This is a genomic window from Arsenicitalea aurantiaca (genome assembly GCF_003994485.1).
GTDB classification, from domain to species: domain Bacteria; phylum Pseudomonadota; class Alphaproteobacteria; order Rhizobiales; family Devosiaceae; genus Arsenicitalea; species Arsenicitalea aurantiaca.
Map to the genome: position 1 here is coordinate 568,515 of NZ_RZNJ01000002.1, position 23,385 is coordinate 591,899.

A 23,385-nucleotide genomic window follows, 5' to 3' on the forward strand; every position below is an offset into this window, starting at 1 on the left:
AAGCTCCACACAAGGTCACCATATGCGCGCCCGCCTCAAAGCCCTCATCGAATCCCGCGCCTGGGAAGCCGCGATCATCGGCATCATCATTGCCAATGCGATCGTACTCGGGTTGGAGACCGACGCTCGGGTCATGAGAGCCTTTGGCGACCTGCTCGAACTCCTCGATCGCGTCATCCTCGCGATATTCGTGATCGAGATCGTGCTGCGCATCTACGTCCACCGGCTCTCGTTCTTCCGCGATCCATGGAGCATCTTCGACTTTTCGATAGTGGCGCTCGCGCTCTTTCCCACCACCGGCCCGCTTCAGGTGCTGCGTGCACTCCGCATTTTGCGGGTCTTGAGGCTGATTTCGGTTGTCCCGTCTCTCCGCCGCGTGATCGGCGGACTGATCGCGGCCCTGCCCGGCATGGGTTCGATCATCGTGTTGCTGGTGATGGTCTTTTACGTCTTCTCTGTCATGGCCACCAACCTCTTCGGCGCCTCATTCCCGGACTGGTTTGGGTCGATCCCCCGTTCGCTCTACTCGCTCTTTCAGATCATGACGCTCGAAAGCTGGTCGATGGGGATCGTGCGACCGGTGATGGAAGTCTACCCGATGGCGTGGCTGTTCTTCGTCCCGTTCATCATCTCGACGACCTACGCGGTGCTCAATCTCTTCATCGGTGTGATCGTCTCGGCCATGCAGCACGAGAGCGAGGCCGCCGCCAGCGAGGATCGGCATGCAATCCAGGACGCCAACGAGGCGGTGATGGCCGAACTGCGCCTGCTGCGCGGCGAGCTCGCTGAAATGCGCAACGAATACCGCAACAAATAAAAAGGCCCCGCGCTCGGCGGGGCCCTTTGAAGTCTGGGGAGCGGCGCTCAGCTTGCCAGAAGCGGCATCGGGTCGACTGGCGTCGCGCCCTTGCGCAATTCGAAGTGGAGCTGAGGACGCGTTACCGATCCGGTTGTGCCAGCGGTCCCGATGCTGTCGCCGCGGTTCACCACGTCGCCGCGATTGACGGTCATCGAACCCAGATGAGCATAGGCCGATACATATCCGTTCGGGTGGCGGATGAGGATCAGATTGCCATACCCCTCGACGCCGCTGCCCGTATAGATGACGGTGCCGTTCTCGGCGGCGCGGATGGTCGCGCCTTCAGGCGCTTCGATGTTGATGCCGGTGCCGCGGGAAGAGGCGAAATCGGTGATCACGCGCCCGCTGACGGGCCAGCGGAACTTCTCCGCGCCGGACATCTGCGGTTCTGCCGGGGCGGGCAGCGAAGCAACCTGCTGCTGCTGAGCGGGACGCGCAGCCTCGTTAAGCGTCTGCGCTGCGGCAGCGGTGCTCTCCGCGCGCGCTGCCGGTGCTTCGATCAGCGATGCATCGGTGATGGCTGCGGTGTTCTCAGGACGCTGCGGGATCGAACCGAGGATCGGGCTCTGCGTCGGAGCGTCGTTGGCCGCAACCTGGCTGCGCGCGCCGAGGTCGGAGCGCCCGGGAATGGTGATCCGCTGGCCGACGACGATCTTGTCCGGGGAGGACAGCCCGTTCGCCTGGATGATCGACTGCGCAGTCACGTCATAGCGGCGGGCGATGGTATAGAGCGACTCGCCGCTTTCGATCACATGGGTGTACCCGTCTTGCGAGACGGAGACGAGATTGGGAGCAGATGCAGCGGCGACGGCAGGCGGGACGGGCATACGGTCCGCCATCGCGGGTGCGAGGGCTTGCTGAGCGGGCATGGCTGGGAGGTTCCCGTTTGAGGAATTGAGCGGAGGCAAAGTCTCGGTCGAAACCGTGGTCATGGCGCCCTGCCCGCCGACCATTGCGGAGGGGCCCGTGACGTAACCACCGCCACCGCCGCCGATCTCGGCGGGGGGCGTGAAGGGACCAGCCGCAACGCGCTGGGAGGAGGCCAGCGCCATCGGCATGGGTTGGGACAGGTTGCCGGTTCCGCCGGCACTGGCCGAGCCCGTTACCGTGGGATCTCCGAACGCCCGGCCGCCAATCGCTGTACACCCTGAAAGGGCGACGGCGCCGGCAAGGATACCGACCAATGCTACAGTGCCTTTAAGCGCCTTACCGGTCATGCGTTTACTCATCAGTCCACTCGAACACAGGTACTCAACACCCCTGAAGCTAGGCGGTTAAGGTAAAGACGAGTTTAAGACCCATGCGATTTGCAGCAATTTGTTCTGCAGCGATTAAGCGACGGGTAAGGTTACCCTAGCGGCGCCGTGCAAAGCCTAGCCGAGACCCTTGAGAACGGCGGGGATCAGGCCCGGCAGGTCCTCGCTGATCATCCCGGGACCACCGAAAGCCTGCGCCGCCGTGCCATGTATCCACACGGCCGCGGCGGCCGCTTCCCAGCCGGGCATACCCTGCCCCAGGAGGCTGGCAACCATACCAGCGAGCACATCGCCGGCCCCGGCCGTACCGAGCCAGGCGGGCGCCGTTGCGTTGATCGCCGCTCGCCCATCCGGTGCAGCGACCACCGTGTCAGAGCCTTTGAGAATGACAATGGCCGAGGCGCGCCTTGCCGCCTCTCGGGCACGCGTGACCTTGTCGCCAGTCATCTTGCCGAAAAGCCGGGCGAACTCTCCCTCATGCGGCGTCAGGACGACCACCCGGTCTGGCAGACTGGCAATAGCTTGGAAAAGCGCTTCCGGATCGTCGGCGAATGCCGTCATCGCGTCGGCATCGAGCACGATCGACGCGCCTGTGCGCAGAAGTGCGAGGACGCGCCCCCTCACCGCCTCGCCCCGCCCCGCGCCGGGGCCATAGACGACCGCGTTCAAGCGACGATCTTCAAGCAGTGCCTCAAGCGCCTCCGGGCTGTCCGCCTCCTTCAGCATGATCGAGGTGACGTGAGCAGCATGGATCATAAGGGCGTCTTGTGCACCTGCAAGGCTGACAAGGCCAGAGCCGCTCCTCAGGGCAGCGAAAGCGGCAAGCCGCGTGGCGCCGGTCGCCAGCGCGCCACCCGAAACAACGACGCAATGCCCCCTTCCGTACTTGTGTCCGGCCGGATCTGCCGGAGGCAGTTGCCACAGAGCCGGATCGTTCTCCCAGGCGTTGGCGCCTAAGGTTGCAAAAGCTGCATCAGGCATCCCGATGTCGGCAAGCACGAGCTCTCCGCAAAGCTCTCGGCCAGGCAGAATAAGATGCCCAGGTTTCTTCCGAACGAAGGTGACGGTGACATCGGCCTTGACCGCGATGCCGCGCACCGCCCCCGTCGCACCGTCCAATCCTGAGGGCACGTCCACTGCGATCACCGGCAGGCCGGAGGCGTTCAGGGCCTCGATCAGGCGGGCGACCGCGCCATCGATGTCTCGAGACAGACCGGCCCCGAATAGGGCGTCGATCACGATGGGTGCGCCGTCCAGGACCGATGCATCAGCATTGAGCACCGCATCGCCCCAGCGAGAAGCGTTTGTGGCACAATCGCCTTTGAGAGCGTCACGTTCGCCCGCCAGCGCGACGCGAACGGACCACCCCCTATCGCGCAACAGACGCGCAGCGACGAACCCGTCGCCGCCATTTTTCCCCGGGCCGCAGAGAACCGTCACATCCTGACGTCGAAAGCGCGCAATCACCGCATCCGCGACGGCGGCTCCTGCCCTCTCCATGAGGCCCAGGGTCGGAATACCCAGCGCGGCTGCACTACGGTCAGCCGCGGCCATTTCCTGAGGGGTCAGAAGGAGGACGTCCTTCGCGCTCGGGCCGTTCATAAGTTTCCTCCCGCAATTCCAAACAGCAAAAAGGGCCGCCCGTTCCCGGGCGGCCCTCAAAGAGGCGAAACGTCAAGCTTCGATCAGTGGTCGTGGTGGTGGTGATCGTGATCACCTTCCTCGCCATCGTCCTCGGCCTGGATCAGCTTGGCCAGTTCCTCGCGCGTCATCGGCTTGTCGTTCGCCGTGCCGAGCCCGACGACGTAGTCGACGACCTTGTTCTCGAACACCGGCGCGCGCAGCGAAGCCAGAGCCTGCGGGTTCTTGCGATAGTAATCGTAGACCTGCTGCTCCTGACCCGGGAAGCGGCGGACTTCGGCGATCAGCGCCTGCTGATGCTCTTCGTCAGTAACGTCGATCTTGTTGGTGTTGCCGATCTCGGCCACCACGAGGCCAAGGCGCACCCGGCGCTCGGCGATCGTCCGGTACTGTGCACGAGCCTCTTCCTCGGTCGTGCCCTCATCCTCGAAGCTGCGGCCGTGATGCTCGATCTCGTGCTTCACGCGGTTCCAGATCGCGTTGAACTCGGCTTCCACCAGTTCCTCGGGGACGTCGAACTTGTGCCCCTCATCGAGCGCATCGAGAATCTGACGCTTGATGTGCTGGCGCCCCATGGAGCCCAGCGCCGATTCCATCTGCGACTTCACGATCTCGCGAAGCTTGTCGAGATCGTCGAGACCGAGCGACTTGGCGAACTCATCGTCCATTTCGCCCGACTTCGGGCCATCGACATGAAGAATGGTGACGTCGAAGGTTGCCTTCTTGCCGGCCAGTTCCTTGTTCCCGTAATCCTCGGGAAAGGTCACTTCGATCTGCTTCTCTTCGCCCTTCTTGAGGCCGACCAGCTGCTCTTCGAAGCCGGGGATGAACTCGCCCGAACCTACGGTCAGGTGAGCGTGATCAGAACTCCCACCCTGGAAGGCCTCGCCGTCGATCTTGCCGACAAAGGACAGACCGAGCCGGTCGCCGTCTTCGACAACCGCGTCATCGCCCTTGTCTTCATAGCCGCGACGCTCACGGAAAAGGCGCTCGAGCTCTTTCTCGACATCGGCTGCCTCGACCTCGACGACGGGCTTGTCGTAGGCGATGCCACTCAGTTCCATCAGCGTGACGGACGGCAGGACTTCATAGCTCACCTCGAAGGCGAGATCGCCCTCGCCATCGAGCACGCGATTGATCTCAGCCTGATCTTCGGTGAGATCGATCTTGGGCTGGGTCGCGGCGCGTTCGGAGCGGCCGGAAAGCGTCTCGTTGACGCTGGCGTTGATCGCTTCCTGCATGACTTCGGACATGGCGGAGCGACCATACATCTTCTTGAGGTGCGCCATCGGCACCTTGCCGGGCCGGAAACCCTTTAGGTTTGCCTTGCCCTTGATCTCATCGAGCTTGGCATCCAGCCGCGAAGCGAGATCCTGCGCCGGAATCGTGACGGCGAGCTTGCGCTTGAGGCCTTCATTGAGGGTTTCTGTGACCTGCATGGGTAATACCGTCTTTCGTCTCTGTCAGTTGGCCGAGGCGTCGTGCAAGCTCCCGGAATACCGGTACTGGTGCGGGTGAGAGGACTCGAACCTCCACGCCTTGCGGCGCTGGAACCTAAATCCAGTGCGTCTACCAGTTCCGCCACACCCGCGAGAAACCGCCCTTTGGCCGGGGTCGCGAGGGTCTAGCGTAAGTTGGGAGGCCAGTCAAAGCCTGTTTCCATGGCCACTGCCTGCCGGCCCGCCCATTCCTTACGCAATCCGTCACGCGCCATACATCCATGACTGCGCAATTCCTAGCCACTTCGCTTAAGATTTAAGCACCAGCGGTCGCCTCACGTTCTGAGAGAGCCGGTTACGTTGCAGCTAACCCGCTATATCCAAAGGATTTTCTCGGACTTGGCCGGTGTGGCACGGACCATGCATTAAGGTGGGCGGCGTGGATGACACGCCACGAGCGGCTGCAACCAGCGGACGCTTCTAGTGCGGATCGGAGGCTTTTTGTCGCCGAACCGAAAATGCTCTTGTGGAGGCCCGCATGAAAAAGATCGAGGCTATCGTAAAGCCTTTCAAGCTCGACGAAGTCAAAGAAGCGCTTCAGGAGGTGGGCCTGCAGGGTATCACCGTGACCGAGGCGAAAGGCTTCGGCCGCCAGAAGGGCCATACCGAGCTCTATCGCGGCGCCGAGTACGTCGTGGACTTCCTCCCGAAGGTCAAGGTCGAGGTCGTCTGCCCAGACGATCTCGCCGACAAGGCCGTCGAAGCTATCCGCAATGCCGCCCAGACCGGGCGCATTGGCGATGGGAAGATCTTCGTCTATTCCGTCGAGCAGGCGATCCGCATCCGCACCGGCGAATCCGGCGACGACGCGCTCTAGGCCCCTCCCGCCTGAGCCGTAACGCGCCGACTACCAGAACCAACGATTTCCGACTTATACAGGGGAAGAACCTATGACGACCGGAAGCGACATCCTCCAGAAGATCAAGGACGAGAACATCAAGTACGTGGACCTGCGCTTTACCGACCCGCGCGGCAAGCTGCAGCACGTCACGATGGACGCCTCGGTGGTCGACGAGGATCTCTTCGAAGAAGGCACGATGTTCGACGGCTCGTCGATCGGTGGCTGGAAGGCCATCAACGAGTCCGACATGGTCCTGATGCCCGATCCGAACGCGGCCTACATGGACCCGTTCTTCGGTGCGTCCACGCTGGCCGTGGTGTGCGACATTCTCGAACCCATGACCTACCAGCCCTACAACCGCGACCCGCGCACCACGGCCAAGAAGGCCGAGGCCTATGTGAAGGCGTCGGGGATCGGCGACTCGGTCGTGTTCGGCCCCGAGCCGGAGTTCTTCCTGTTCGACGACGTGCGCTACTCGGCCACGCCTTACAATGTGAGCTTCAAGGTCGACTCGACCGAGCTGCCCACCAATAACGACGCCGAATACGAGATGGGCAACACCGGCCATCACATCGGCACCAAGAAGGGCTACTTCCCCGTTCCCCCGCTCGACAGCGCACAGGACATCCGCGGCGAGATGCTCGAGGCGATGGCGCAGATGGGCGTGGTCGTTGAGAAGCACCACCACGAAGTGGCGTCGGCCCAGCACGAGCTCGGCATCAAGTTCGCGCCCATCATCAAGTCGGCCGACGACGTGCAGATCTACAAGTACGTCATCCATCAGGTCGCCAATGCCTATGGCAAGACCGCGACGTTCATGCCCAAGCCCGTCTATGGCGACAACGGCTCGGGCATGCACTGCCACCAGTCGATCTGGAAGGATGGCAAGCCGCTATTCGCCGGTGACCAGTATGCGGGCCTTTCGATGGAAGCGCTCTATTACATCGGCGGTGTGATCAAGCACGCCAAGGCGATCAACGCCTTCACCAACCCGACCACCAACTCTTACAAGCGCCTGGTGCCTGGCTTCGAAGCCCCCGTGCTGCTGGCCTATTCGGCTCGCAACCGCTCGGCTTCCTGCCGCATCCCCTTCGGCCAGTCGCCGAAGGCCAAGCGCGTCGAAGTGCGCTTCCCCGATCCGCTGGCGAACCCCTATCTCGGCTTCGCAGCGCTCCTGATGGCCGGCCTCGACGGCATCAAGAACAAGATCCACCCGGGCGACCCGATGGACAAGGATCTCTATGAGCTGCCCAAGCAGGAGCTGCTCTCGATCCCGACCGTCTCGGCTTCCCTGCGTGAAGCGCTCGAGAACCTCGACAAGGACCGCGACTTCCTCAAGGCCGGCGGCGTCTTCGACGACGATCAGATCGATGCCTACATCGCGCTCAAGATGGAAGAAGTCATCAAGTTCGAGCACACCCCGCACCCGGTCGAGTACGAGATGTACTACTCGGCCTGATCGGTCGACCCGAACGAAGAAGGGGCCCTGCGGGGCCCCTTTTTTTGCATCGGTGTCTATCAACAGAACTGATGCAAGCGCGTCTGCTCTCTTCACGGTAGAGAGGCGTGGAAGTCAGACTATTTCTAGATGATGAAGAACACAGCGGCCACGGCGCAGATGATTATCGTGCGGGGCAAGGCAAAATGAGCAGGCCGGTACGCGATACTCTTTATCCCGGCCTGCATCCATTTCGCAGTCTGCTCGGGCGGCAGCGACAGATACGCTACGCATCGCTTCGCGGCCCCAGCCATACGGCAACTCCAAACAAAAACCGTATGGCCTATGTTTAGCGCGACAGGCTTAAAAAACCGCTTACAAGATGCAAACGCTTGGTAAACGTCAGGCCGGGCGGAGCCGCTCGCGGCCTACGATCTCGTCGCGGCAGAAATCGAACTCGATCAGGTAGACCCAGCGCCCCTCGGTGGCGCGGACCTGGATGTAGGGCCGCCGGGCGACATTGAGATAGATGTTCGAGTAGCCGCGCGCGGCAATGCGCTGCCGGATCTGGTAATCAGTGAGGCAAGGCGGCTGGAAGAAGCGTGGGCGCCTATCCCTGTCCCGATCCACAAACCCCGTGCCAAATCCGAAATGCATGTCGAAGCCGGGCTGCGCCTGCGCCGGCATCGCCGTTACGCTCGCGGCCGCGAGCGAAAGGCCGACAAGGGCGGAACGCAGGATACGTCTGAAGTCTCGCGTCGTTCTCATTTCGATCTCTCCTCTCACTCCCCAAATGCAGAAACCGGCCCACAAGGGGCCGGTTCCACTGGCGGGACGCTGCCGCTAAAAGTTGAACTGCAGGCCGAACCCGCCGCCCGGACGCCCGCCGGGCCGGCGCAGCCGCTCGACGCGGTCGACGACACCGGTGCAGCGATCGACGCGCATCTGGTACCAATCGCGACCATAGCGGGCGACCACTTCGACGCGATCACGGCCGAGATTGCGCGTGATGTCGGCATCGCGGTAGCCGTAGCTGCCCAGGCCGCGAACGATTTCCCGGTTGGTCAAGCAGTACCGCTCCCAGCGTCCGCCACCGCGACCGGGCCGGTGAAAGCCGCGCTCGCCGCTTTGGACGCCGAACCCGAACGAGGGCTGGCCGCCCGAGTCGACGCCAAGATTGAAGTTGAAGGACTGGGCGCTCGCTGGCGTCGCGCCAAGCGAAGCGGCACCGAGGGCCAGAGCGATGACCGCGGCGCGGCCGGTGGTCTTCAGGGTGGAAAGAGCGGACATTTGATCGTCTCCTCGAAGGGGTTGCGCCGCTGAGCCAGAAGCGATGTTCGTAAGCTAGCGCCGCAGGGTTGAACGGATCCGGAATTCGCCATTCATGCTGCGTTCATTTTGGTGCCCCGGAGCGCTCTCGGCGCGAAAAGCCGTGGAAATCGGGCCGCCTTGCCGGAACGGATCGGAAACACTAGGTAAACTCCCACCATGCTATGAGCCGGATCCCACCGATTCGACGCCAGCTTCAGGAATCTCATGTCGCAAAGCGATGATCTTTTCGGCCTTGGGGCAGCCCCTTCCGTGCCCCCTGCCCCCGCTACAGAGCCTGTCGTCCCGCCTACCATGGCACCTGTCAAGTCCGGAGGCGAAAGCTATTCGGCGGCAGACATCGAGGTGCTCGAGGGGCTCGAACCGGTGCGCCGTCGGCCCGGAATGTATATCGGTGGCACCGACGCCAATGCGCTGCACCACCTGTTCGCTGAAGTCATCGACAATTGCATGGACGAAGCGATCGCCGGCCATGCCAACCGGATCGAAGTGCATCTCGGCGCGGATGGTTTTCTGACCGTCACCGACAATGGTCGCGGCATTCCGGTCGAGGCGCACCCGAAGTTCCCCAACCGCTCGACGCTCGAGATCATTCTGACGACGCTGCATGCGGGCGGAAAGTTCGATTCCAAGGCCTATGAAACCTCGGGCGGGCTGCATGGCGTCGGCATATCGGTCGTAAACGCGCTTTCGGACATGCTGGTCATCGAAGTTGCCCGGGACCAGATCCTCTATCGCCAGCAATTCGCTCGCGGCAAGCCCGTGACCGGCGTTGAAACGATCGGCAAAGTGCAAAACCGCCGCGGGACCACTGTCCGCTTCCATCCCGATCCCGAGATTTTCGCGGGCAAGGCTGAGTTCTCCCCTGCCCGCCTTTTCAAGATGACCCGTGCGAAGGCCTATCTGTTCGGCGGCGTCGAGTTGCGCTGGTCGTGCGATGAGGCCGTCGCGACCGCCGAGGTGCCGGTCAAGGCCAGCTTCCACTATCCTGGCGGCCTGCGGGACTTCCTGACCGACAGGATCGAGGGCGAGCCCCGGATTGTCGATGAAGTCTTCTCCGGCCGGTCCGGCAAGCCCGGGACGCATGGGGCGACTGAGTGGGCGATCGCCTGGTGTCTCGGGGATGGGTTCGTCTCGTCCTACTGCAACACGATCCCGACCGCAGAGGGCGGCACACACGAGACCGGGCTGCGCACCGCGTTGCTCCGCGGCCTCAAAGCTTATGCAGAGCTCACGAACAACAAGCGCGCCGCCGTGCTGACGGCCGAAGACGTCTTCGGGCATTGTAGCGCGATGCTTTCGGTATTCGTGCGCGAGCCCGAATTCGTCGGCCAGACCAAGGATCGGCTCTCTTCTCCTGAAGCGACCCGCATCGTCGATACAGCGCTTCGCGACGCATTCGACCATTGGCTGGCGGCCTCGCCCAACCAGGCCAGCAAGCTGCTCGACTGGGCGATAGAACGCGCCGAAGAACGCATGCGTCGGCGCAAGGAGAAGGAGATCGATCGGGCCAGCGCGACCCGAAAGCTTCGGCTCCCCGGCAAGCTCGCCGACTGCACGCAAACTGCCGCTCAGGGCGCCGAGATCTTCATCGTGGAAGGCGACTCGGCCGGTGGTAGCGCCAAGCAGGCGCGCAACCGTGCAAGCCAGGCAGTGCTGCCGCTCCGCGGCAAGATCCTCAACGTTGCGGGCGCGAGCCGCGACAAGGTGGCCTCGAGCCAGGCCATCGCCGACCTGATCCAGGCCCTCGGCTGCGGAACGCGCGACCGTTATCGTGAGGATGATCTGCGTTACGACAAGATCATCCTGATGACGGACGCCGATGTCGACGGGGCCCACATCGCGTCGCTCTTGATGACCTTCTTTTTCCAGGAGATGCCGAAGCTCATCGACGATGGTCATCTCTATCTCGCAATGCCGCCGCTCTATCGGATCAGCCAGGGCGCGAAGACGGTCTATGCGATGGACGATCGGCACAAGGACGAGCTAATCGCCGCCGAGTTCAACGGCAAGAGCAAGATCGACATCACGCGCTTCAAGGGACTGGGGGAAATGCCACATGCGCACCTCCGCGAAACGACCATGGACCCGAAGACACGCACTCTGTTGCAGGTGAAACTTCTGCAGGACCGAAGCGATACCGCATCGTCGGTGGACCGTCTCATGGGAAACAAACCCGAAATGCGGTTCGCCTTCATCCAGGAGAACGCAGAGTTCGTCACGGCGCTCGATATTTAGCCAAGGAACGCTGGGCATTAATCAAGCGGTAGGAAACACTTTGATTCGACAGGTGTTTGCCCTATGGTCCCGCTGCGCAAGGGGTACGTCCGCTGACGGCCGCCATACGGGTGGCCGCCGTACCACCCCACCCTGCATGGACAGAAAATTTGACCAGTGACTTTTCCGGGCTTGGCCTCAGCACCAAGGTGACCGAAGCGGTTGCCGCAGCCGGCTACACCAAGCCCACCGACATCCAGGCCCAGGCGATACCCTATGTCCTTGATAAGAAGGACATAATTGGCATCGCACAGACGGGCACCGGCAAGACGGCCTCATTCGTCCTGCCGATGTTGACGCTCCTCGAGAAGGGCAGAGCGCGAGCACGCATGCCGCGCACGCTCATCCTGGAGCCGACGCGCGAACTTGCCGCACAGGTTCACGAGAATTTCGAGAAGTACGGGAAGAATCACCGCCTCTCGGTTGCCTTGCTGATCGGCGGCGTTTCCTTCGAAGAGCAGAACAAGAAACTGGACCGCGGCGCCGACGTATTGATCGCGACCCCCGGCCGTATGCTCGACCAGTTCGAGCGTGGGCGCATTCTCCTGACCGGCGTCGACATCCTCGTCATCGACGAGGCGGATCGGATGCTCGACATGGGGTTCATCCCGGACATCGAGCGCATCTGCGGCCTCCTGCCGGCACGGCGCCAGACGCTGTTTTTCTCCGCGACGATGCCGCCTGAAATCCAGCGGCTGACGAGCCGCTTCCTTCGCGACCCGATCCGTATCGAAGTTGCCCGGCAGAACTCCACTGCCGATACGATCGCGCAGAGCCAGCTTCGCGTGTCCGGCAAGCCGGACGAGAAACGCGCCGCCCTGCGGGGCTTGCTGCGCGACGCCGAAGGGTTGACCAACGCAATCATCTTCTGCAACCGCAAGCGTGACGTCGCGACCCTTGCCCGCTCTTTGCAGCGCCACGGGTTCAATGCCGGAGCGCTCCATGGTGACATGGACCAGAAGAGCCGCACCGAAACCCTCGACGCCTTCCGCAACAACCGCTTGACGCTCCTGATCGCCAGCGATGTCGCTGCCCGCGGGCTCGATATTCCCGCGGTGAGCCACGTCTACAATTTCGATGCCCCGACCCACGCCGAAGATTATGTGCACCGGATCGGACGAACGGGGCGTGCGGGCCGCTCGGGCTCTGCGGTCACGCTCGTCGGGCCGTCAGACGGAAAATATGTCGACGCTATCGAAAAGCTGATCCAGAGGTCGATTCCGCTGCACGAGGGATCGCCATCAACGGTGGACGAGTCAGCTGAAAGCGCTGAAGACGCTCCGCGCGCGTCGCGGAGCCGCGGGCGCACGAGCCGTGGCGGTCGGAAGACACCCGAAGCGAAATCAGAAGCTGGAGCTCCGAAGTCCCAGGGGGCACCCGAGAAGGTCGAGCCGAAGGTAGAGCCGGAAAAAATCGAGGCCAAGTCGGAGCCCACGTCTGGCGGGCGACAGCGCCGCGGTCGGAAATCTGAACAAAGCCAGAGACGTCCGGTCGATAAGACCGCTGACGACGCGGCTGCGCCGAGCGGAAACTATCCGGATTCACCGTTCGGTCCGGACAGCCCCATCCCCGCCTTTCTCCTTCGATCTGCCAAGCTACAATAGTGCCGCCGCGGACTTCGGAGCGCACCTAAGTTGAATGCACCCGATCGACATGGTGGCGCCGTGTTGAAAGGGTCGGTTTAACGCCAACTTAATTGGTATGGCAAAGAATGGCCGGCGCCAAAGACCGAGAAAAAGCGTGGGGACTCTTTTGTCGGATCAGGAATTCAAACGTGCGCTCGGCTATGCCAACGCTGCCATCGAGCTTCTGAAGCGAAGCGGGATTGCGCCCTATCCACAGTTCTACGAGCTGTTCTATACCTATGCCACAGGGGTAAACCCCTCGCTCAATCAGCGCATCAACGCCCTGCTGCGCGACGGCACTGCAACTCTGGACATTGCCGAGACGCTATACAACGAGTTCCTTCGCTCTCACGATGCGAGCGCCAGGATCTCGAGCGTCTCGGAACGCATGTCCGCGCGGATCGGGGCGGTCCATGCGGCGATCAACAGCGTCATGAGCACGGCCGAGGGCTATTCGGGATCGCTGCGGACGGCGTCGAGCGATCTTGGCGGCGACGTGTCGGCTGAACTCCTGCGCGATCTCGTCGCCCGGCTGCTCGAAGAGACGATGCGCATGCAGCAGGCCAATGGCGAGCTTGAGGACAAGCTGACGGCTTCCCAGGAAGACATGGCCGAGTTGCAGCGCGATCTCGACGAGGTGCGGCGCGAATCCATGCTCGATCCGCTGACCAAGATCTTCAACCGCAAATATTTCGATGAGGGCCTGATCGGGGCCATCGAAGACGCGCGGGAGTTTGAGACGCCACTCTGCCTGCTGTTGGTCGACATTGACCATTTCAAGCGCTTCAACGACACATGGGGCCACCAGACGGGCGATCAGGTCCTGAGGCTCGTTGCCATGACGCTGAAGTCGAACGTCAAGGGCCGGGATATCGTCGCGCGTTATGGCGGCGAAGAGTTTGCGGCTATCCTGCCGCGCACCGATCTGGCGGGCGCAGTGACGGTTGCCGAGAATATCCGGAAGGCTGTTCAGGCCAAGGAGTTGCTGAAGCGCTCAACGAATGAGACGCTCGGGCGGATTACGGCCTCGCTAGGCGTTGCGCTGCTGCTCCCCGAAGATAACGCCGCAAGCCTCATCGAGCGAGCGGACCGCTGCCTCTATGCCGCCAAGAACGCCGGCCGCAACCGCGTAATCGGCGAGGACCAGATCAAGAGCGGCGACATCGTCGCTGCCTGACTGTCAGCCAGGCTTCAGACGGCTCGCGCTTCGGCGATGGCCTTGAGATCGGCAGGCTTCAGCTGCACTGATTCTCCGCAGCCGCAGGCACCGGTCTGGTTCGGGTTCTTGAAGGTGAAGCCCGAGCTCATCTTGCTCTGCTCGAAATCCATGATCGTGCCAAGAAGAAACATCGTCGCCTTGGGCTCGACATAGACGTGGACACCGTCCTGCTCGACATGATCGTCACCGGCTACCGGCTCCGCGACGTAGTCGAGAGTGTAGGCCATCCCCGCACAGCCGGCATTTCTGACGCCGACCCGCACGCCCGTTACAGGACGCTCGCTGTCTTCGATGATCTCGTTGATCCGCTCCACCGCGTTCTCGGTCAGCGTCATGATCTTGAAGGCCATTTTCATCTCCGGGCGCAAAGCGCCGTTCAGTAGTTCGACCAGAGGCCGGGCGTGGCAAGCTCGACGAGCAGCCCGTCCGGATCGCGGAAATAGAGGCTACGCCCACCCTGCGGCCAGTCAACCTCGCTTTCAATCGCGACGTTCCGCTCTTCCAGATAGGTCTTCCAGTCCGCCATTGCACCCTCAGGGATGGAAAAGGCGAAATGCTGACGTCCACCACCATCGTGAGGAGGGATGATGCCACCACCGTGGACGGCGACAGGCTCGGACGTACCCTCGCGCCGGAAGAGGATGAAGACCGTGCCGGGCGCGACATCAAAAGCGCAAATCCGCTCGTCCGCGACCATGGCCTTGAAGCCGAAGAGACCCTCATAGAATGCCCGTGACTTCGCGACGTCGGTCACGTAGACGCCGGTTTCCAGAAGTCCCGTCAGGGCCGGCCGGTTCATCCTACCACCAGTTGAGCGCGACCTGCGCTTCCTCCGACATGCGCTCCGCGCTCCAGGGAGGATCGAAGACCATGTTGACCTTGACGTCCTGTATGCCCTCGACCGAGCGCGCCGCGTTCTCTACCCAACCCGGCATCTCACCGGCAACGGGGCAGCCAGGCGCGGTGAGGGTCATGTCGATCTCAAGGTTGCGATCGTCATCCAGGTCGACCTTGTAGATCAGCCCGAGCTCATAGATGTCGACCGGGATCTCCGGATCGTAGACGGTCTTCAGCGCCGCGATGAGGTCGGTCGTCAGGCGCTCCACCTCGTCAGCAGGCAGACTTCCGGTGTGCGTGGGCGCAATCCGCGCATCGCTCGGTGCGGGGGCTTCTGCGGGTGTTGTGTCGTCTCCGGTCATGTCGACCACCTTTACGAAAAGAATGTCCGCGCTTTCTCGATGCCTTCGACGAGCGCGTCGATGTCGTCCCTGCCGTTATATAGGCCTATCGATGCCCGACATGTAGAGCTGACACCGAAGCGTGCGAGGAGTGGCTGCGCGCAATGGGTGCCGGCACGTACCGCTATGCCGTAGCGATCAAGAATGGTCGACACGTCATGGGCATGCGCGCCCTCGATGGCAAAGGAGAATATGCCACCCTTCCCGGGGGCGGACCCGATGATGCGGAGGGCATTGATGCGCGAGAGGCGCTCGCTGGCGTAGGCCGTCAGGTCAGCCTCATGCTCGGCAATCGCATCGCGCCCGAGGGCTTCCATGTAGTCGAGGGCAGCGCCGAGGCCAATCGCCTGAATGATCGGCGGCGTACCCGCTTCAAACCGGTTGGGCGGTGCGCCATAGACGACCCCCTCCTGCGTGACGGTTTCGATCATCTCGCCGCCGCCCTGATAGGGTTCCATGGCGGCCAGCAGATCATAGCGTCCGTAAAGCAGACCGATCCCCGTCGGCCCGTAGAGCTTGTGACCGGTCGCAATGTAGAAGTCGACGCCGAGGTCGGTCACATTGACCTTGGTGTGCACGGCGCCCTGGCTGCCATCGACCATCAGCGGGATACCGCGCTCCCGGGCGATGGCGGCGATCTCGGCGATCGGCACCAGCGTGCCGAGCACGTTCGACATGTGCGTGACGGCGATCATCTTAGTCCGTGGTCCAAGCGCGGCAACGAAGGCATCGATATCGAAGCTACCATCGTCCCGGATATCGACCCAGCGAATGACCGCGCCCTTGCGCTCGCGCAGAAAGTGCCAAGGCACGATATTGGAGTGATGCTCCATCATCGTGATGACGATCTCGTCACCCTCGCCTATGCGCGGCGCGACAAAGCTCTGCGCGACGAGATTGATCGCCTCAGTGGCCGATCGCGTGAAAATCACCTCCTCGACGCGAGATGCATTAAGGAAGCGTCGCGCCTTCTCGCGCGCGCCTTCGTAGGCTTCGGTCGCGCGGTTGGCGAGCGTATGCAGCCCGCGGTGCACATTTGCATACTCGTGCCGAAAGGCATGGTCCATGCGCTCGAGCACCTGCACCGGCTTTTGTGCCGATGCTGCGTTATCGAGATAGACTAGCCGTTTGCCGTGGATCTTCTCATCCAGGATCGGAAAGTCGGCTCGAACCTGTTCCAGCGCGAAGCTCATGGCGTTCCCTGCGTGTTGGGGTGATCCGACCACTTTCAGCGGCCGAGCAACCATCCGTCGATCACCGCCGTCAGCGCCTCGTTGAGTTCGGCGTCCTCGATCGGATCGACGAGCTCCTCAAGGAAAGCGCGGACAAGCATGGTCTCGGCTTCGGCACGCGGAATGCCGCGGCTCATCAGGTAAAACAGCGAGGTTTCGTCGATCTGTCCGCAGGTTGAACCATGGCCGCACACCACGTCATCGGCGTAGATTTCGAGCTCAGGCTTGCTGAGAATCTCGGCTTCGTCCGAGAGCATCAGGCCCTGCATCATCATCTTGGCATCGGTCTTCTGCGCGTGGCGCGCGACGACGAGCCTGCCCTGGAACACGGCGCGCGAACGGCCACGGGCGATCTGTTTGAAGCGCTCCTGGCTCGTGGTGTTCGGCACAGCATGGTTCACGTCGAGCGTGATATCGAGATGCTGCCCGTCTTTCACGAGGTTGAGGCCCGAGAAATCGGCATGCGATCCCTCGCCTGCAAACCGCGCGAAGATCTGAGTGCGGGCTAGCGAGGCGCCTGCATGGATCGCGAGCGTATGAAGCTTCGCATCCTCGGCGAGCTGGTACTCGTGCGTCGCAAAATGCGTTGCCTGGCCGCTTGAGAGATCGACCGCGATGTGGCTGAGACGTGCGCCCTTGCCCAGCGAGATGTAGCTGGCGTGGTTCGACACGTGCGCAGCGTCGCTGCCCGAATATGTCTCGACGATGGTCGCGCTCGCGCCGTCGGCGACGAAGATGCGCACCGAGCCGGCCGAATGGGCTGCCTCGCCCTCGCTGCGCCGATCGATCTGGATCACCGGATCGACACTGCCCTCGAGGGTCAGGCTGAGGCTTTCCCCCGCAAGGGCGGCGTTGAGCCGGACGAGCACGTCGTCGCGCATCGTTAGAACCGAGCCCTCGGAGCGACCGACAATCACCCCGGCAGGCGCCGTCCCCGCATCCTGAACGCGACCGTTCGCGATCATCAGCCGATATGCACCGGCGATTTCGAGTGCCGGCGCGCTCGCGCCGGGGGCAGCACCGGCCAACGGCGGCACGCTGCGCAGCAGCTGCTTGAGATCGGTGTAGTGATAGCTTTCGACCCGACGCGTCGGCAGGCCTGAGCCGCTGAGACGCTCCGCCTGAGCGGCCGCTCCCGCGGACTGCAACTGCGCGATGAGGGTCTGCTCGGCAGGCCCGAGCCGGACGGGAGTGAGGACGCTCATGCCGCCTCCCCGTCAAAGCCGGCATAGCCCTTGGCCTCGAGCTGGAGCGCGAGATCCTTGTCGCCGCTCTCGACGATACGGCCGTCCGAGAACACGTGGACGACATCCGGGACGATGTGGTTCAGCAGCCGCTGGTAATGCGTGATCACGAGCATCGAGCGCTGGCCGTCACGCAAGGCGTTGACGCCCTTGGAGACGACCTGCAGCGCATCGATATCGAGCCCGGAATCGGTCTCGTCGAGGACTGCAAGCGACGGCTTCAAAAGAGCCATCTGCAGGATTTCCGCACGCTTCTTCTCGCCACCCGAGAAACCGACATTGAGGGGGCGCTTGAGCATGTCGCTGTCGATCTGGAGCTGGGCACCCGCTTCCTTCACGGCACGCATGAAGTCGGGGGTGGACAGCTCTGCCTCTCCACGAGCCTTGCGCTGCGCGTTGATCGCAGCCTTGAGGAAGGTCATCGTCGCGACGCCGGGGATCTCGATCGGGTACTGGAAGGCAAGGAACAGGCCCGCCGCGGCCCGCTCGTCCGGCTCCATCTCAAGGATGTTTTCGCCGTTGAGGAGGATTTCGCCCTCGGTGACCTCATAGTCTTCCTTGCCCGCGAGGACGTAGGAGAGCGTCGATTTGCCCGAGCCGTTGCGGCCCATGATGGCGTGGACTTCCCCTGCGGGAATGACGAGGTTCACGCCCTTGAGGATTTCACGCTCTTCGATGCGGGCGTGGAGGTTGCGGATTTCGAGAACGGGGGTTGTCACTGTCTTTCTCCAATGTGCCGGGGTCGCCTATGGCGCCACCCGGATGACGCTGATGGTTAGCCGACGCTGCCTTCGAGGCTGATCGAGATGAGCTTCTGGGTTTCCACCATGAACTCCATGGGAAGCTGCTGGAGGACGTCGCGCACGAACCCGTTGACGATGAGGGCAACGGCCTCCTCTTCGGAAAGCCCGCGCTGCATGCAGTAGAACATCTGGTCGTCCGAGATTTTCGAGGTCGTTGCCTCGTGCTCGAAGTGTGCGCTGGCATTTCGGCTCTCGATATAGGGCACGGTGTGGGCCCCGCATGTATCGCCGATCAGCAGGCTGTCGCACTGGGTAAAGTTGCGTGCGTTCTTGGCCTTCGCATGTGCCGAAACCTGGCCTCTATACGTGTTGTCCGAGAACCCGGCGGCGATGCCCTTGGCGATGATGCGGCTCGACGTGTTCTTGCCCAGGTGGATCATCTTGGTGCCGCTGTCGACCTGCTGGTGGCCGTTGGAGATCGCGATCGAGTAGAACTCGCCGCGCGAATTGTCGCCGCGCAGGATGCAGCTGGGATATTTCCAGGTGATCGCCGATCCGGTCTCGACCTGCGTCCAGGAGATCTTGGAGTTGTGGCCACGGCAGTCGCCGCGCTTGGTGACGAAATTGTAGATGCCGCCCTTGCCGTCCTTGTCGCCCGGATACCAGTTCTGCACCGTCGAGTACTTGATCTCGGCATCATCGAGCGCCACGAGCTCGACCACGGCCGCGTGGAGCTGGTTCTCGTCGCGCATGGGTGCCGTGCAGCCTTCGAGGTAGCTCACATAGCTGCCCTCTTCGGCAATGATCAGCGTCCGCTCGAACTGGCCCGTGTTCCGCTCATTGATGCGGAAATAGGTCGACAGCTCCATGGGGCAGCGGACGCCCTTGGGGATGTAGACGAAAGAGCCGTCCGTGAAGACCGCCGAGTTCAGCGTGGCATAGAAATTATCGCTGACCGGCACGACGGAGCCCAGATACTGGCGCACGAGATCGGGGTACTCCCGAACCGCCTCGGAGATCGAGCAGAAGATGATGCCCACTTTGGCAAGCTCTTCACGGAACGTCGTGACGACCGAGACGCTATCGAACACAGCATCGACAGCCACATTGGCGCTCGCGCCTTCGACCCCGGCGAGGATCTCCTGTTCGCGCAGCGGGATGCCAAGCTTTTCGTAGGTTGCGAGCAGTTCAGGATCGACCTCGTCGAGGCTCTTTGGCCCGGAGGTCGATTTGGGCGCCGCGTAGTAGTACATGTCTTGGAAATCGATCTGCGGATAATGCACCCGCGCCCAGGTCGGCTCGTCGAGCGTAAGCCAGCGCCGGAAGGCGTCGAGCCGCCACTCCAGCATCCATTCGGGCTCGCCCTTCTTGGCGGAGATGAACCGGACCGTGTCCTCGCTCAGGCCCTTGGGCGCGCGGTCGGACTCGATGGTCGTCTCGAAACCATACTTGTACTTGTCCACGTCGAGCGCGCGGACCTTCTCGACCGTCTCCAGATCGATGTTTTCCTTGAGCGTCGGGATATCGAGCGCTGACATGTAGCTTCTCCTGACAGGCGCCGAACCCGCATCCGAGGTCCGGCGCATTTCATCTCTTGGGGCCGATCAGGCCGCCTGCCCTTGCCGGCTGCGATGCCGGGAAAGGACGTGTTCAAATTCCGCGAGAAACGCCGTCGCGTCCTCCTGGGTCGACGTCCAGCCAAGGCTTACGCGCAGCGCGCACTCGGCGAGGCATCGCTCGACGCCCATTGCCACAAGCACATGGCTCACGCCCACCTTGCCCGATGCGCATGCCGATCCGGACGAGACGGATATTCCCGCCAGATCGAGCCCCATCATCGCGACCGAGCTCTTCAGACCCGGAACCGCGAAATTGACGACATGCCCGATACGATCCACACCAGCACCAAAGATCACGGCATCAGGCGACAGCGCCGCAAGCCCGCTTTCGATCGAATGACCCAAAGCCGAGGCCGCCGACCGGTCGAAACGATCGGGAAAGGCCTCAGTAGCAGCCCCGAACGCAGCAATGAGCGCCGCGGACTCCGTGCCGCCACGTCTTCCCTGCTCCTGTCCGCCGCCGGGCACGAGGCGAACGCTATCCGCGTGGCCTTTGACCAGAAGCGCACCCACACCGGCCGGTCCGCCGATCTTGTGCGCGCTCACGGCCATCATATCGATAGCCCGACTCGCAAAGTCCACCGGTGCACGCCCGAAACTCTGCACCGCATCGACGAAAAGCACGTGCGGGGTGGGCCCGACCAGCCGCTCAAGCGCCTCGATGGGCTGCACGACCCCCGTTTCGCCATTCACACTGTGGACCGCGACGAGAAGTCGCTGCCCAATGGCCTCACCCTGGCGTAGCCATTCGGCCACCTGCTCCACATCGATACGGCCGTCGGCGTCGAGATTGGCCTGCGCCAGCCGTCGACCGGTCGATTCGGCCGCCCTCAGTACCGAGACGTGCTCACCCTTGGATACGATGATGCCATCTATGTCGAATGCGCGCACGCCGCCGACGATCGCCTGGGTGATAGCCTCGGTCGCGGACCCCGTGAAGACGACCTGGCCGCGCTCAGCTCCGGCGCGCCTGGCGACCTGGTCCCGCGCCCTTTCGATCAGGTTCCGCAGCGCACGGCCATGTGCGTGTACCGACGAGGGATTGCCCGTCAGGCAAAGGGCGTCGACTAATGCGTCACGCGCTTCGGGCAGAAGCGGTGTTGAGGCATTGTGGTCGAGATAGATCGCACGGTGCGACATGGAGCGCCTGGCCTAGAGAAACACTTCTTGAAATCCGGCGCCCACATTCATTAAAAGGAGCGCTTGCCGCGCGCGGCGTGGCCCTTAAGGGTCGTCGCCTGCTGCGGCTGCCAGTTTCGAATTATTCTAAACTGGTTTTCGAACCCTGTTTTAGGTAGCAGCGGATCATTCGTCAAGCCGACAGGACCGGCGAAGCCCGGTTGGTGCTGCGTTACGGCTCAAGGGAAAGTTTCCATGCCAGAAGTGATTTTCAACGGGCCTGAGGGCCGCCTCGAGGGGCGCTATCAGCAGGGCAAGGAGCCCAACGCGCCCGTTGCCATCGTGCTCCACCCCCACCCGGAATTTGGGGGCACGATGAACAATCAGATCGTCTATCACCTGTTCTACATGTTCGCTGAGCGCGGCTTTTCCGTGCTGCGCTTCAACTCGCGGGGGGTCGGCCGCAGCCAGGGCATGTTCGACCACGGCATCGGCGAACTTTCTGACGCTGCAGCAGCGCTGGACTGGCTGCAGGCGCTGAACCGCGAAAGCCGTGGCTGCTGGATCGCGGGCTTCTCGTTTGGCGCCTGGATCGGCATGCAGCTTCTGATGCGCCGGCCTGAAGTGGAGGGCTTCATTTCAGTTGCGCCCCCGGAGAACCTCTACGACTTCTCCTTCCTCGCCCCCTGCCCGTCTTCGGGTTTGATCATCCATGGCGACAAGGACCGCGTCGCGCCGCCCAGTTCGGTGCAGAAGCTCGTCGACAAGCTGAAGACCCAGAAAGGCATCACGATCGAGCAGCAGATCGTGGAAGGCGCCAACCACTTCTTCGAGGGCAAGGTCGACACATTGATCGACGCCTCGAGCGAGTATCTCGATCGACGCCGCGCCGAGATTGCGGCAGGCATGGGCCGCTGAGGCCCCTGCCCCTACCCTGACGAGCAGGACCACCATGGCACAGTACAAGTCCGATTTTCTCCGCACCCTGTCGGAGCGCGGCTTCATCCACCAGATGTCCGACGACACCGGGCTGGACGACCTGCTGTCGCGCGAGACGGTCACCGGATATATCGGCTTCGATCCCACGGCCTCGTCGCTGCATGTGGGCAGCCTCATCCAGATCATGATGCTGCACTGGCTCGAGAAGACAGGGCATCGCGCAGTCGCGCTTATGGGTGGCGGCACCGGCATGGTCGGCGATCCATCGTTCAAGGACGAGGCGCGCAAGCTGATGGGCGCCGAGACGATCCAGGCCAATATCGATGGCATCAAGCAGGTCTTTTCCCGGTACCTTGATTTTGCCGGCGACAAGTCGCTGATGGTGAACAATGCCGAGTGGCTGTTGCCGCTCAACTACCTCGAGTTTCTGAGGGATGTGGGCCAGCATTTTTCGGTAAACCGCATGCTGAGCTTCGATTCGGTGAAGCAGCGGCTGGACCGGGAGCAGTCGCTGAGCTTCCTCGAGTTCAACTACATGATCCTGCAAGCCTATGATTTCGTGGAGCTCAACAAGCGCTACGACGTCCGTCTGCAGATGGGTGGATCGGACCAGTGGGGCAACATCATCAATGGCATTGACCTCGGCCATCGGATGGCAACCCCGCAGCTCTACGCGCTGACGTCGCCCCTCTTGACCACCGCTTCCGGCCAGAAGATGGGCAAGTCGATGAACGGCGCCATCTGGCTCAACGCCGACATGCTCTCGGCTTATGATTTCTGGCAGTACTGGCGCAATACCGAGGATGCGGACGTGGAGCGTTTCCTCAAGCTCTACACGGTTCTCCCGCTCGACGAGATCGCTCGGATCGTCCGTGACGACATCAACGAGGCCAAGAAACGCCTCGCGACCGAAGTGACGACAATGCTGCGCGGAGAGCAGGCCGCCCAGGAGGCAGCGGAAACGGCCCGCGCCACATTCGAAACCGGCGCGATCGACCTGTCCTTGCCGACAGCAGAAGTTGCGCTTACCGATCTCTCTTCGGGCATCGGTGTGCTCAGCGCATTGGTAAAGGCAGGGCTTGCATCCTCGAATGGGGAAGCACGGCGGCACGTCGCTTCGGGCGCAGTGCGTATCAACGATACGGTCATTGATGACGAGAAGCTCGCTCTCGGCGACGATGCTCTTCTGCCCGAAGGCGTGATCAAGCTTTCGGTTGGCCGCAAGCGCCACGCTTTGCTCAAGCCCGTCTGACCACCGGCCAGTCGC

Annotated in this window: 21 protein-coding genes and 1 tRNA gene; 8 read left to right on the forward strand and 14 right to left on the reverse strand. The window is 62.5% G+C overall.

Going from position 1 to position 23,385, the window contains the following annotated elements:
* Positions 1–22 precede the first annotated feature (22 nt).
* Entirely contained in the window at positions 23–817 is a 795-nt protein-coding gene (locus EMQ25_RS07120) for an ion transporter (RefSeq protein ID WP_127187856.1), read from the forward strand.
* A 47-nt stretch (positions 818–864) separates the two neighbouring features.
* Here the strand turns inward: EMQ25_RS07120 and EMQ25_RS07125 are convergent, their stop codons facing one another.
* The 4 genes from EMQ25_RS07125 to EMQ25_RS07140 all read right to left on the reverse strand — a co-directional run bounded on the left by EMQ25_RS07125 (position 865) and on the right by EMQ25_RS07140 (position 5,347).
* Positions 865–2,088, reverse strand: a complete 1,224-nt coding sequence (locus EMQ25_RS07125) for a M23 family metallopeptidase (RefSeq protein ID WP_127187857.1) — start codon at positions 2,086–2,088, stop codon at positions 865–867.
* 144 nt (positions 2,089–2,232) lie between these two features.
* A complete protein-coding gene (locus tag EMQ25_RS07130; RefSeq protein WP_244606510.1) occupies positions 2,233–3,717 on the reverse strand; it encodes an NAD(P)H-hydrate dehydratase in 1,485 nt (494 codons plus the stop codon).
* A gap of 83 nt (positions 3,718–3,800) precedes the next feature.
* Positions 3,801–5,195, reverse strand: a complete 1,395-nt coding sequence (tig, locus tag EMQ25_RS07135) for a trigger factor (RefSeq protein WP_127187858.1) — start codon at positions 5,193–5,195, stop codon at positions 3,801–3,803.
* 67 nt (positions 5,196–5,262) lie between these two features.
* Positions 5,263–5,347: transfer RNA gene (locus EMQ25_RS07140), tRNA-Leu, on the reverse strand.
* Between the two features lie 386 nt (positions 5,348–5,733).
* On the opposite strand from EMQ25_RS07140, the gene EMQ25_RS07145 reads away from it, so the two are divergent.
* Together EMQ25_RS07145 and glnA are read left to right on the forward strand one after the other, a co-directional pair.
* Positions 5,734–6,072 carry a P-II family nitrogen regulator gene (locus tag EMQ25_RS07145; RefSeq protein ID WP_127187859.1) on the forward strand — a complete coding sequence of 113 codons (339 nt, stop codon included), beginning with the start codon at positions 5,734–5,736 and terminating at the stop codon, positions 6,070–6,072.
* Between the two features lie 73 nt (positions 6,073–6,145).
* A complete protein-coding gene (gene glnA, locus EMQ25_RS07150) occupies positions 6,146–7,555 on the forward strand; it encodes a type I glutamate--ammonia ligase (RefSeq protein WP_127187860.1) in 1,410 nt (469 codons plus the stop codon).
* 381 nt (positions 7,556–7,936) lie between these two features.
* Here the strand turns inward: glnA and EMQ25_RS07155 are convergent, their stop codons facing one another.
* Positions 7,937–8,302 carry a hypothetical protein gene (locus tag EMQ25_RS07155; RefSeq protein ID WP_127187861.1) on the reverse strand — a complete coding sequence of 122 codons (366 nt, stop codon included), beginning with the start codon at positions 8,300–8,302 and terminating at the stop codon, positions 7,937–7,939.
* Positions 8,303–8,377: 75 nt separating this feature from the next.
* Positions 8,378–8,824: a hypothetical protein gene (locus EMQ25_RS07160; RefSeq protein ID WP_127187862.1), complete on the reverse strand. Its 447-nt coding sequence runs from the start codon at positions 8,822–8,824 to the stop codon at positions 8,378–8,380.
* A 246-nt stretch (positions 8,825–9,070) separates the two neighbouring features.
* Here EMQ25_RS07160 and parE point away from each other — a divergent pair, with 246 nt between their 5' ends.
* The 3 genes from parE (at position 9,071) to EMQ25_RS07175 (ending at position 13,942) form a co-directional block, all read left to right on the forward strand.
* Positions 9,071–11,101 (forward strand): DNA topoisomerase IV subunit B, encoded by a 2,031-nt coding sequence (parE, locus tag EMQ25_RS07165; RefSeq protein WP_127187863.1) that lies wholly within the window; start codon positions 9,071–9,073, stop codon positions 11,099–11,101.
* Positions 11,102–11,250: 149 nt separating this feature from the next.
* On the forward strand, positions 11,251–12,744 hold the full coding sequence (locus tag EMQ25_RS07170) for a DEAD/DEAH box helicase (RefSeq protein ID WP_127188159.1): 1,494 nt from the start codon (positions 11,251–11,253) through the stop codon (positions 12,742–12,744).
* A gap of 136 nt (positions 12,745–12,880) precedes the next feature.
* The gene (locus EMQ25_RS07175) at positions 12,881–13,942 is read left to right on the forward strand and encodes a GGDEF domain-containing protein (protein WP_158625990.1); all 1,062 of its coding nucleotides are present in this window, start codon (positions 12,881–12,883) and stop codon (positions 13,940–13,942) included.
* A 14-nt stretch (positions 13,943–13,956) separates the two neighbouring features.
* Here the strand turns inward: EMQ25_RS07175 and EMQ25_RS07180 are convergent, their stop codons facing one another.
* The 8 genes from EMQ25_RS07180 to EMQ25_RS07215 form a co-directional block, all read right to left on the reverse strand.
* Positions 13,957–14,334: a HesB/IscA family protein gene (locus EMQ25_RS07180; RefSeq protein WP_244606512.1), complete on the reverse strand. Its 378-nt coding sequence runs from the start codon at positions 14,332–14,334 to the stop codon at positions 13,957–13,959.
* A 26-nt stretch (positions 14,335–14,360) separates the two neighbouring features.
* Positions 14,361–14,783, reverse strand: coding sequence for a VOC family protein (locus EMQ25_RS07185; RefSeq protein ID WP_127187865.1), 423 nt, complete (start codon positions 14,781–14,783; stop codon positions 14,361–14,363).
* A 1-nt stretch (position 14,784) separates the two neighbouring features.
* Positions 14,785–15,183, reverse strand: coding sequence for an SUF system Fe-S cluster assembly protein (locus tag EMQ25_RS07190; RefSeq protein ID WP_127187866.1), 399 nt, complete (start codon positions 15,181–15,183; stop codon positions 14,785–14,787).
* A gap of 11 nt (positions 15,184–15,194) precedes the next feature.
* On the reverse strand, positions 15,195–16,415 hold the full coding sequence (locus EMQ25_RS07195) for a cysteine desulfurase (protein WP_127187867.1): 1,221 nt from the start codon (positions 16,413–16,415) through the stop codon (positions 15,195–15,197).
* A 35-nt stretch (positions 16,416–16,450) separates the two neighbouring features.
* The gene (sufD, locus tag EMQ25_RS07200) at positions 16,451–17,659 is read right to left on the reverse strand and encodes a Fe-S cluster assembly protein SufD (RefSeq protein WP_127187868.1); all 1,209 of its coding nucleotides are present in this window, start codon (positions 17,657–17,659) and stop codon (positions 16,451–16,453) included.
* A complete protein-coding gene (sufC, locus tag EMQ25_RS07205; RefSeq protein WP_127187869.1) occupies positions 17,656–18,417 on the reverse strand; it encodes a Fe-S cluster assembly ATPase SufC in 762 nt (253 codons plus the stop codon). Before sufC ends, sufD begins: the two co-directional genes overlap by 4 nt.
* A 56-nt stretch (positions 18,418–18,473) precedes the next feature.
* Positions 18,474–19,979 (reverse strand): Fe-S cluster assembly protein SufB, encoded by a 1,506-nt coding sequence (gene sufB, locus EMQ25_RS07210; RefSeq protein ID WP_127187870.1) that lies wholly within the window; start codon positions 19,977–19,979, stop codon positions 18,474–18,476.
* A gap of 66 nt (positions 19,980–20,045) precedes the next feature.
* Positions 20,046–21,200 (reverse strand): cysteine desulfurase family protein, encoded by a 1,155-nt coding sequence (locus EMQ25_RS07215; protein ID WP_127187871.1) that lies wholly within the window; start codon positions 21,198–21,200, stop codon positions 20,046–20,048.
* A gap of 234 nt (positions 21,201–21,434) precedes the next feature.
* On the opposite strand from EMQ25_RS07215, the gene EMQ25_RS07220 reads away from it, so the two are divergent.
* Entirely contained in the window at positions 21,435–22,097 is a 663-nt protein-coding gene (locus tag EMQ25_RS07220; protein WP_127187872.1) for an alpha/beta hydrolase, read from the forward strand.
* 34 nt (positions 22,098–22,131) lie between these two features.
* Positions 22,132–23,370 (forward strand): tyrosine--tRNA ligase, encoded by a 1,239-nt coding sequence (tyrS, locus tag EMQ25_RS07225; RefSeq protein WP_127187873.1) that lies wholly within the window; start codon positions 22,132–22,134, stop codon positions 23,368–23,370.
* The last annotated feature ends 15 nt before the right edge of the window (positions 23,371–23,385 follow it).

Excerpts from the sequence above, each read along its gene's own strand:
- parE (WP_127187863.1), top strand. The coding sequence starts at position 9,071 with ATGTCGCAAAGCGATGATCTTTTCGGCCTTGGGGCAGCCCCTTCCGTG.
- EMQ25_RS07220 (WP_127187872.1), top strand. The coding sequence starts at position 21,435 with ATGCCAGAAGTGATTTTCAACGGGCCTGAGGGCCGCCTCGAGGGGCGC.
- EMQ25_RS07145 (WP_127187859.1), top strand. The coding sequence starts at position 5,734 with ATGAAAAAGATCGAGGCTATCGTAAAGCCTTTCAAGCTCGACGAAGTC.
- EMQ25_RS07215 (WP_127187871.1), bottom strand. The coding sequence starts at position 21,200 with ATGTCGCACCGTGCGATCTATCTCGACCACAATGCCTCAACACCGCTT.
- EMQ25_RS07155 (WP_127187861.1), bottom strand. The coding sequence starts at position 8,302 with ATGAGAACGACGCGAGACTTCAGACGTATCCTGCGTTCCGCCCTTGTC.
- glnA (WP_127187860.1), top strand. The coding sequence starts at position 6,146 with ATGACGACCGGAAGCGACATCCTCCAGAAGATCAAGGACGAGAACATC.
- sufD (WP_127187868.1), bottom strand. The coding sequence starts at position 17,659 with ATGAGCGTCCTCACTCCCGTCCGGCTCGGGCCTGCCGAGCAGACCCTC.
- EMQ25_RS07190 (WP_127187866.1), bottom strand. The coding sequence starts at position 15,183 with ATGACCGGAGACGACACAACACCCGCAGAAGCCCCCGCACCGAGCGAT.
- EMQ25_RS07160 (WP_127187862.1), bottom strand. The coding sequence starts at position 8,824 with ATGTCCGCTCTTTCCACCCTGAAGACCACCGGCCGCGCCGCGGTCATC.
- EMQ25_RS07130 (WP_244606510.1), bottom strand. The coding sequence starts at position 3,717 with ATGAACGGCCCGAGCGCGAAGGACGTCCTCCTTCTGACCCCTCAGGAA.
- tyrS (WP_127187873.1), top strand. The coding sequence starts at position 22,132 with ATGGCACAGTACAAGTCCGATTTTCTCCGCACCCTGTCGGAGCGCGGC.
- EMQ25_RS07180 (WP_244606512.1), bottom strand. The coding sequence starts at position 14,334 with ATGGCCTTCAAGATCATGACGCTGACCGAGAACGCGGTGGAGCGGATC.
- EMQ25_RS07185 (WP_127187865.1), bottom strand. The coding sequence starts at position 14,783 with ATGAACCGGCCGGCCCTGACGGGACTTCTGGAAACCGGCGTCTACGTG.
- EMQ25_RS07125 (WP_127187857.1), bottom strand. The coding sequence starts at position 2,088 with ATGAGTAAACGCATGACCGGTAAGGCGCTTAAAGGCACTGTAGCATTG.
- tig (WP_127187858.1), bottom strand. The coding sequence starts at position 5,195 with ATGCAGGTCACAGAAACCCTCAATGAAGGCCTCAAGCGCAAGCTCGCC.
- EMQ25_RS07195 (WP_127187867.1), bottom strand. The coding sequence starts at position 16,415 with ATGAGCTTCGCGCTGGAACAGGTTCGAGCCGACTTTCCGATCCTGGAT.
- EMQ25_RS07120 (WP_127187856.1), top strand. The coding sequence starts at position 23 with ATGCGCGCCCGCCTCAAAGCCCTCATCGAATCCCGCGCCTGGGAAGCC.
- sufB (WP_127187870.1), bottom strand. The coding sequence starts at position 19,979 with ATGTCAGCGCTCGATATCCCGACGCTCAAGGAAAACATCGATCTGGAG.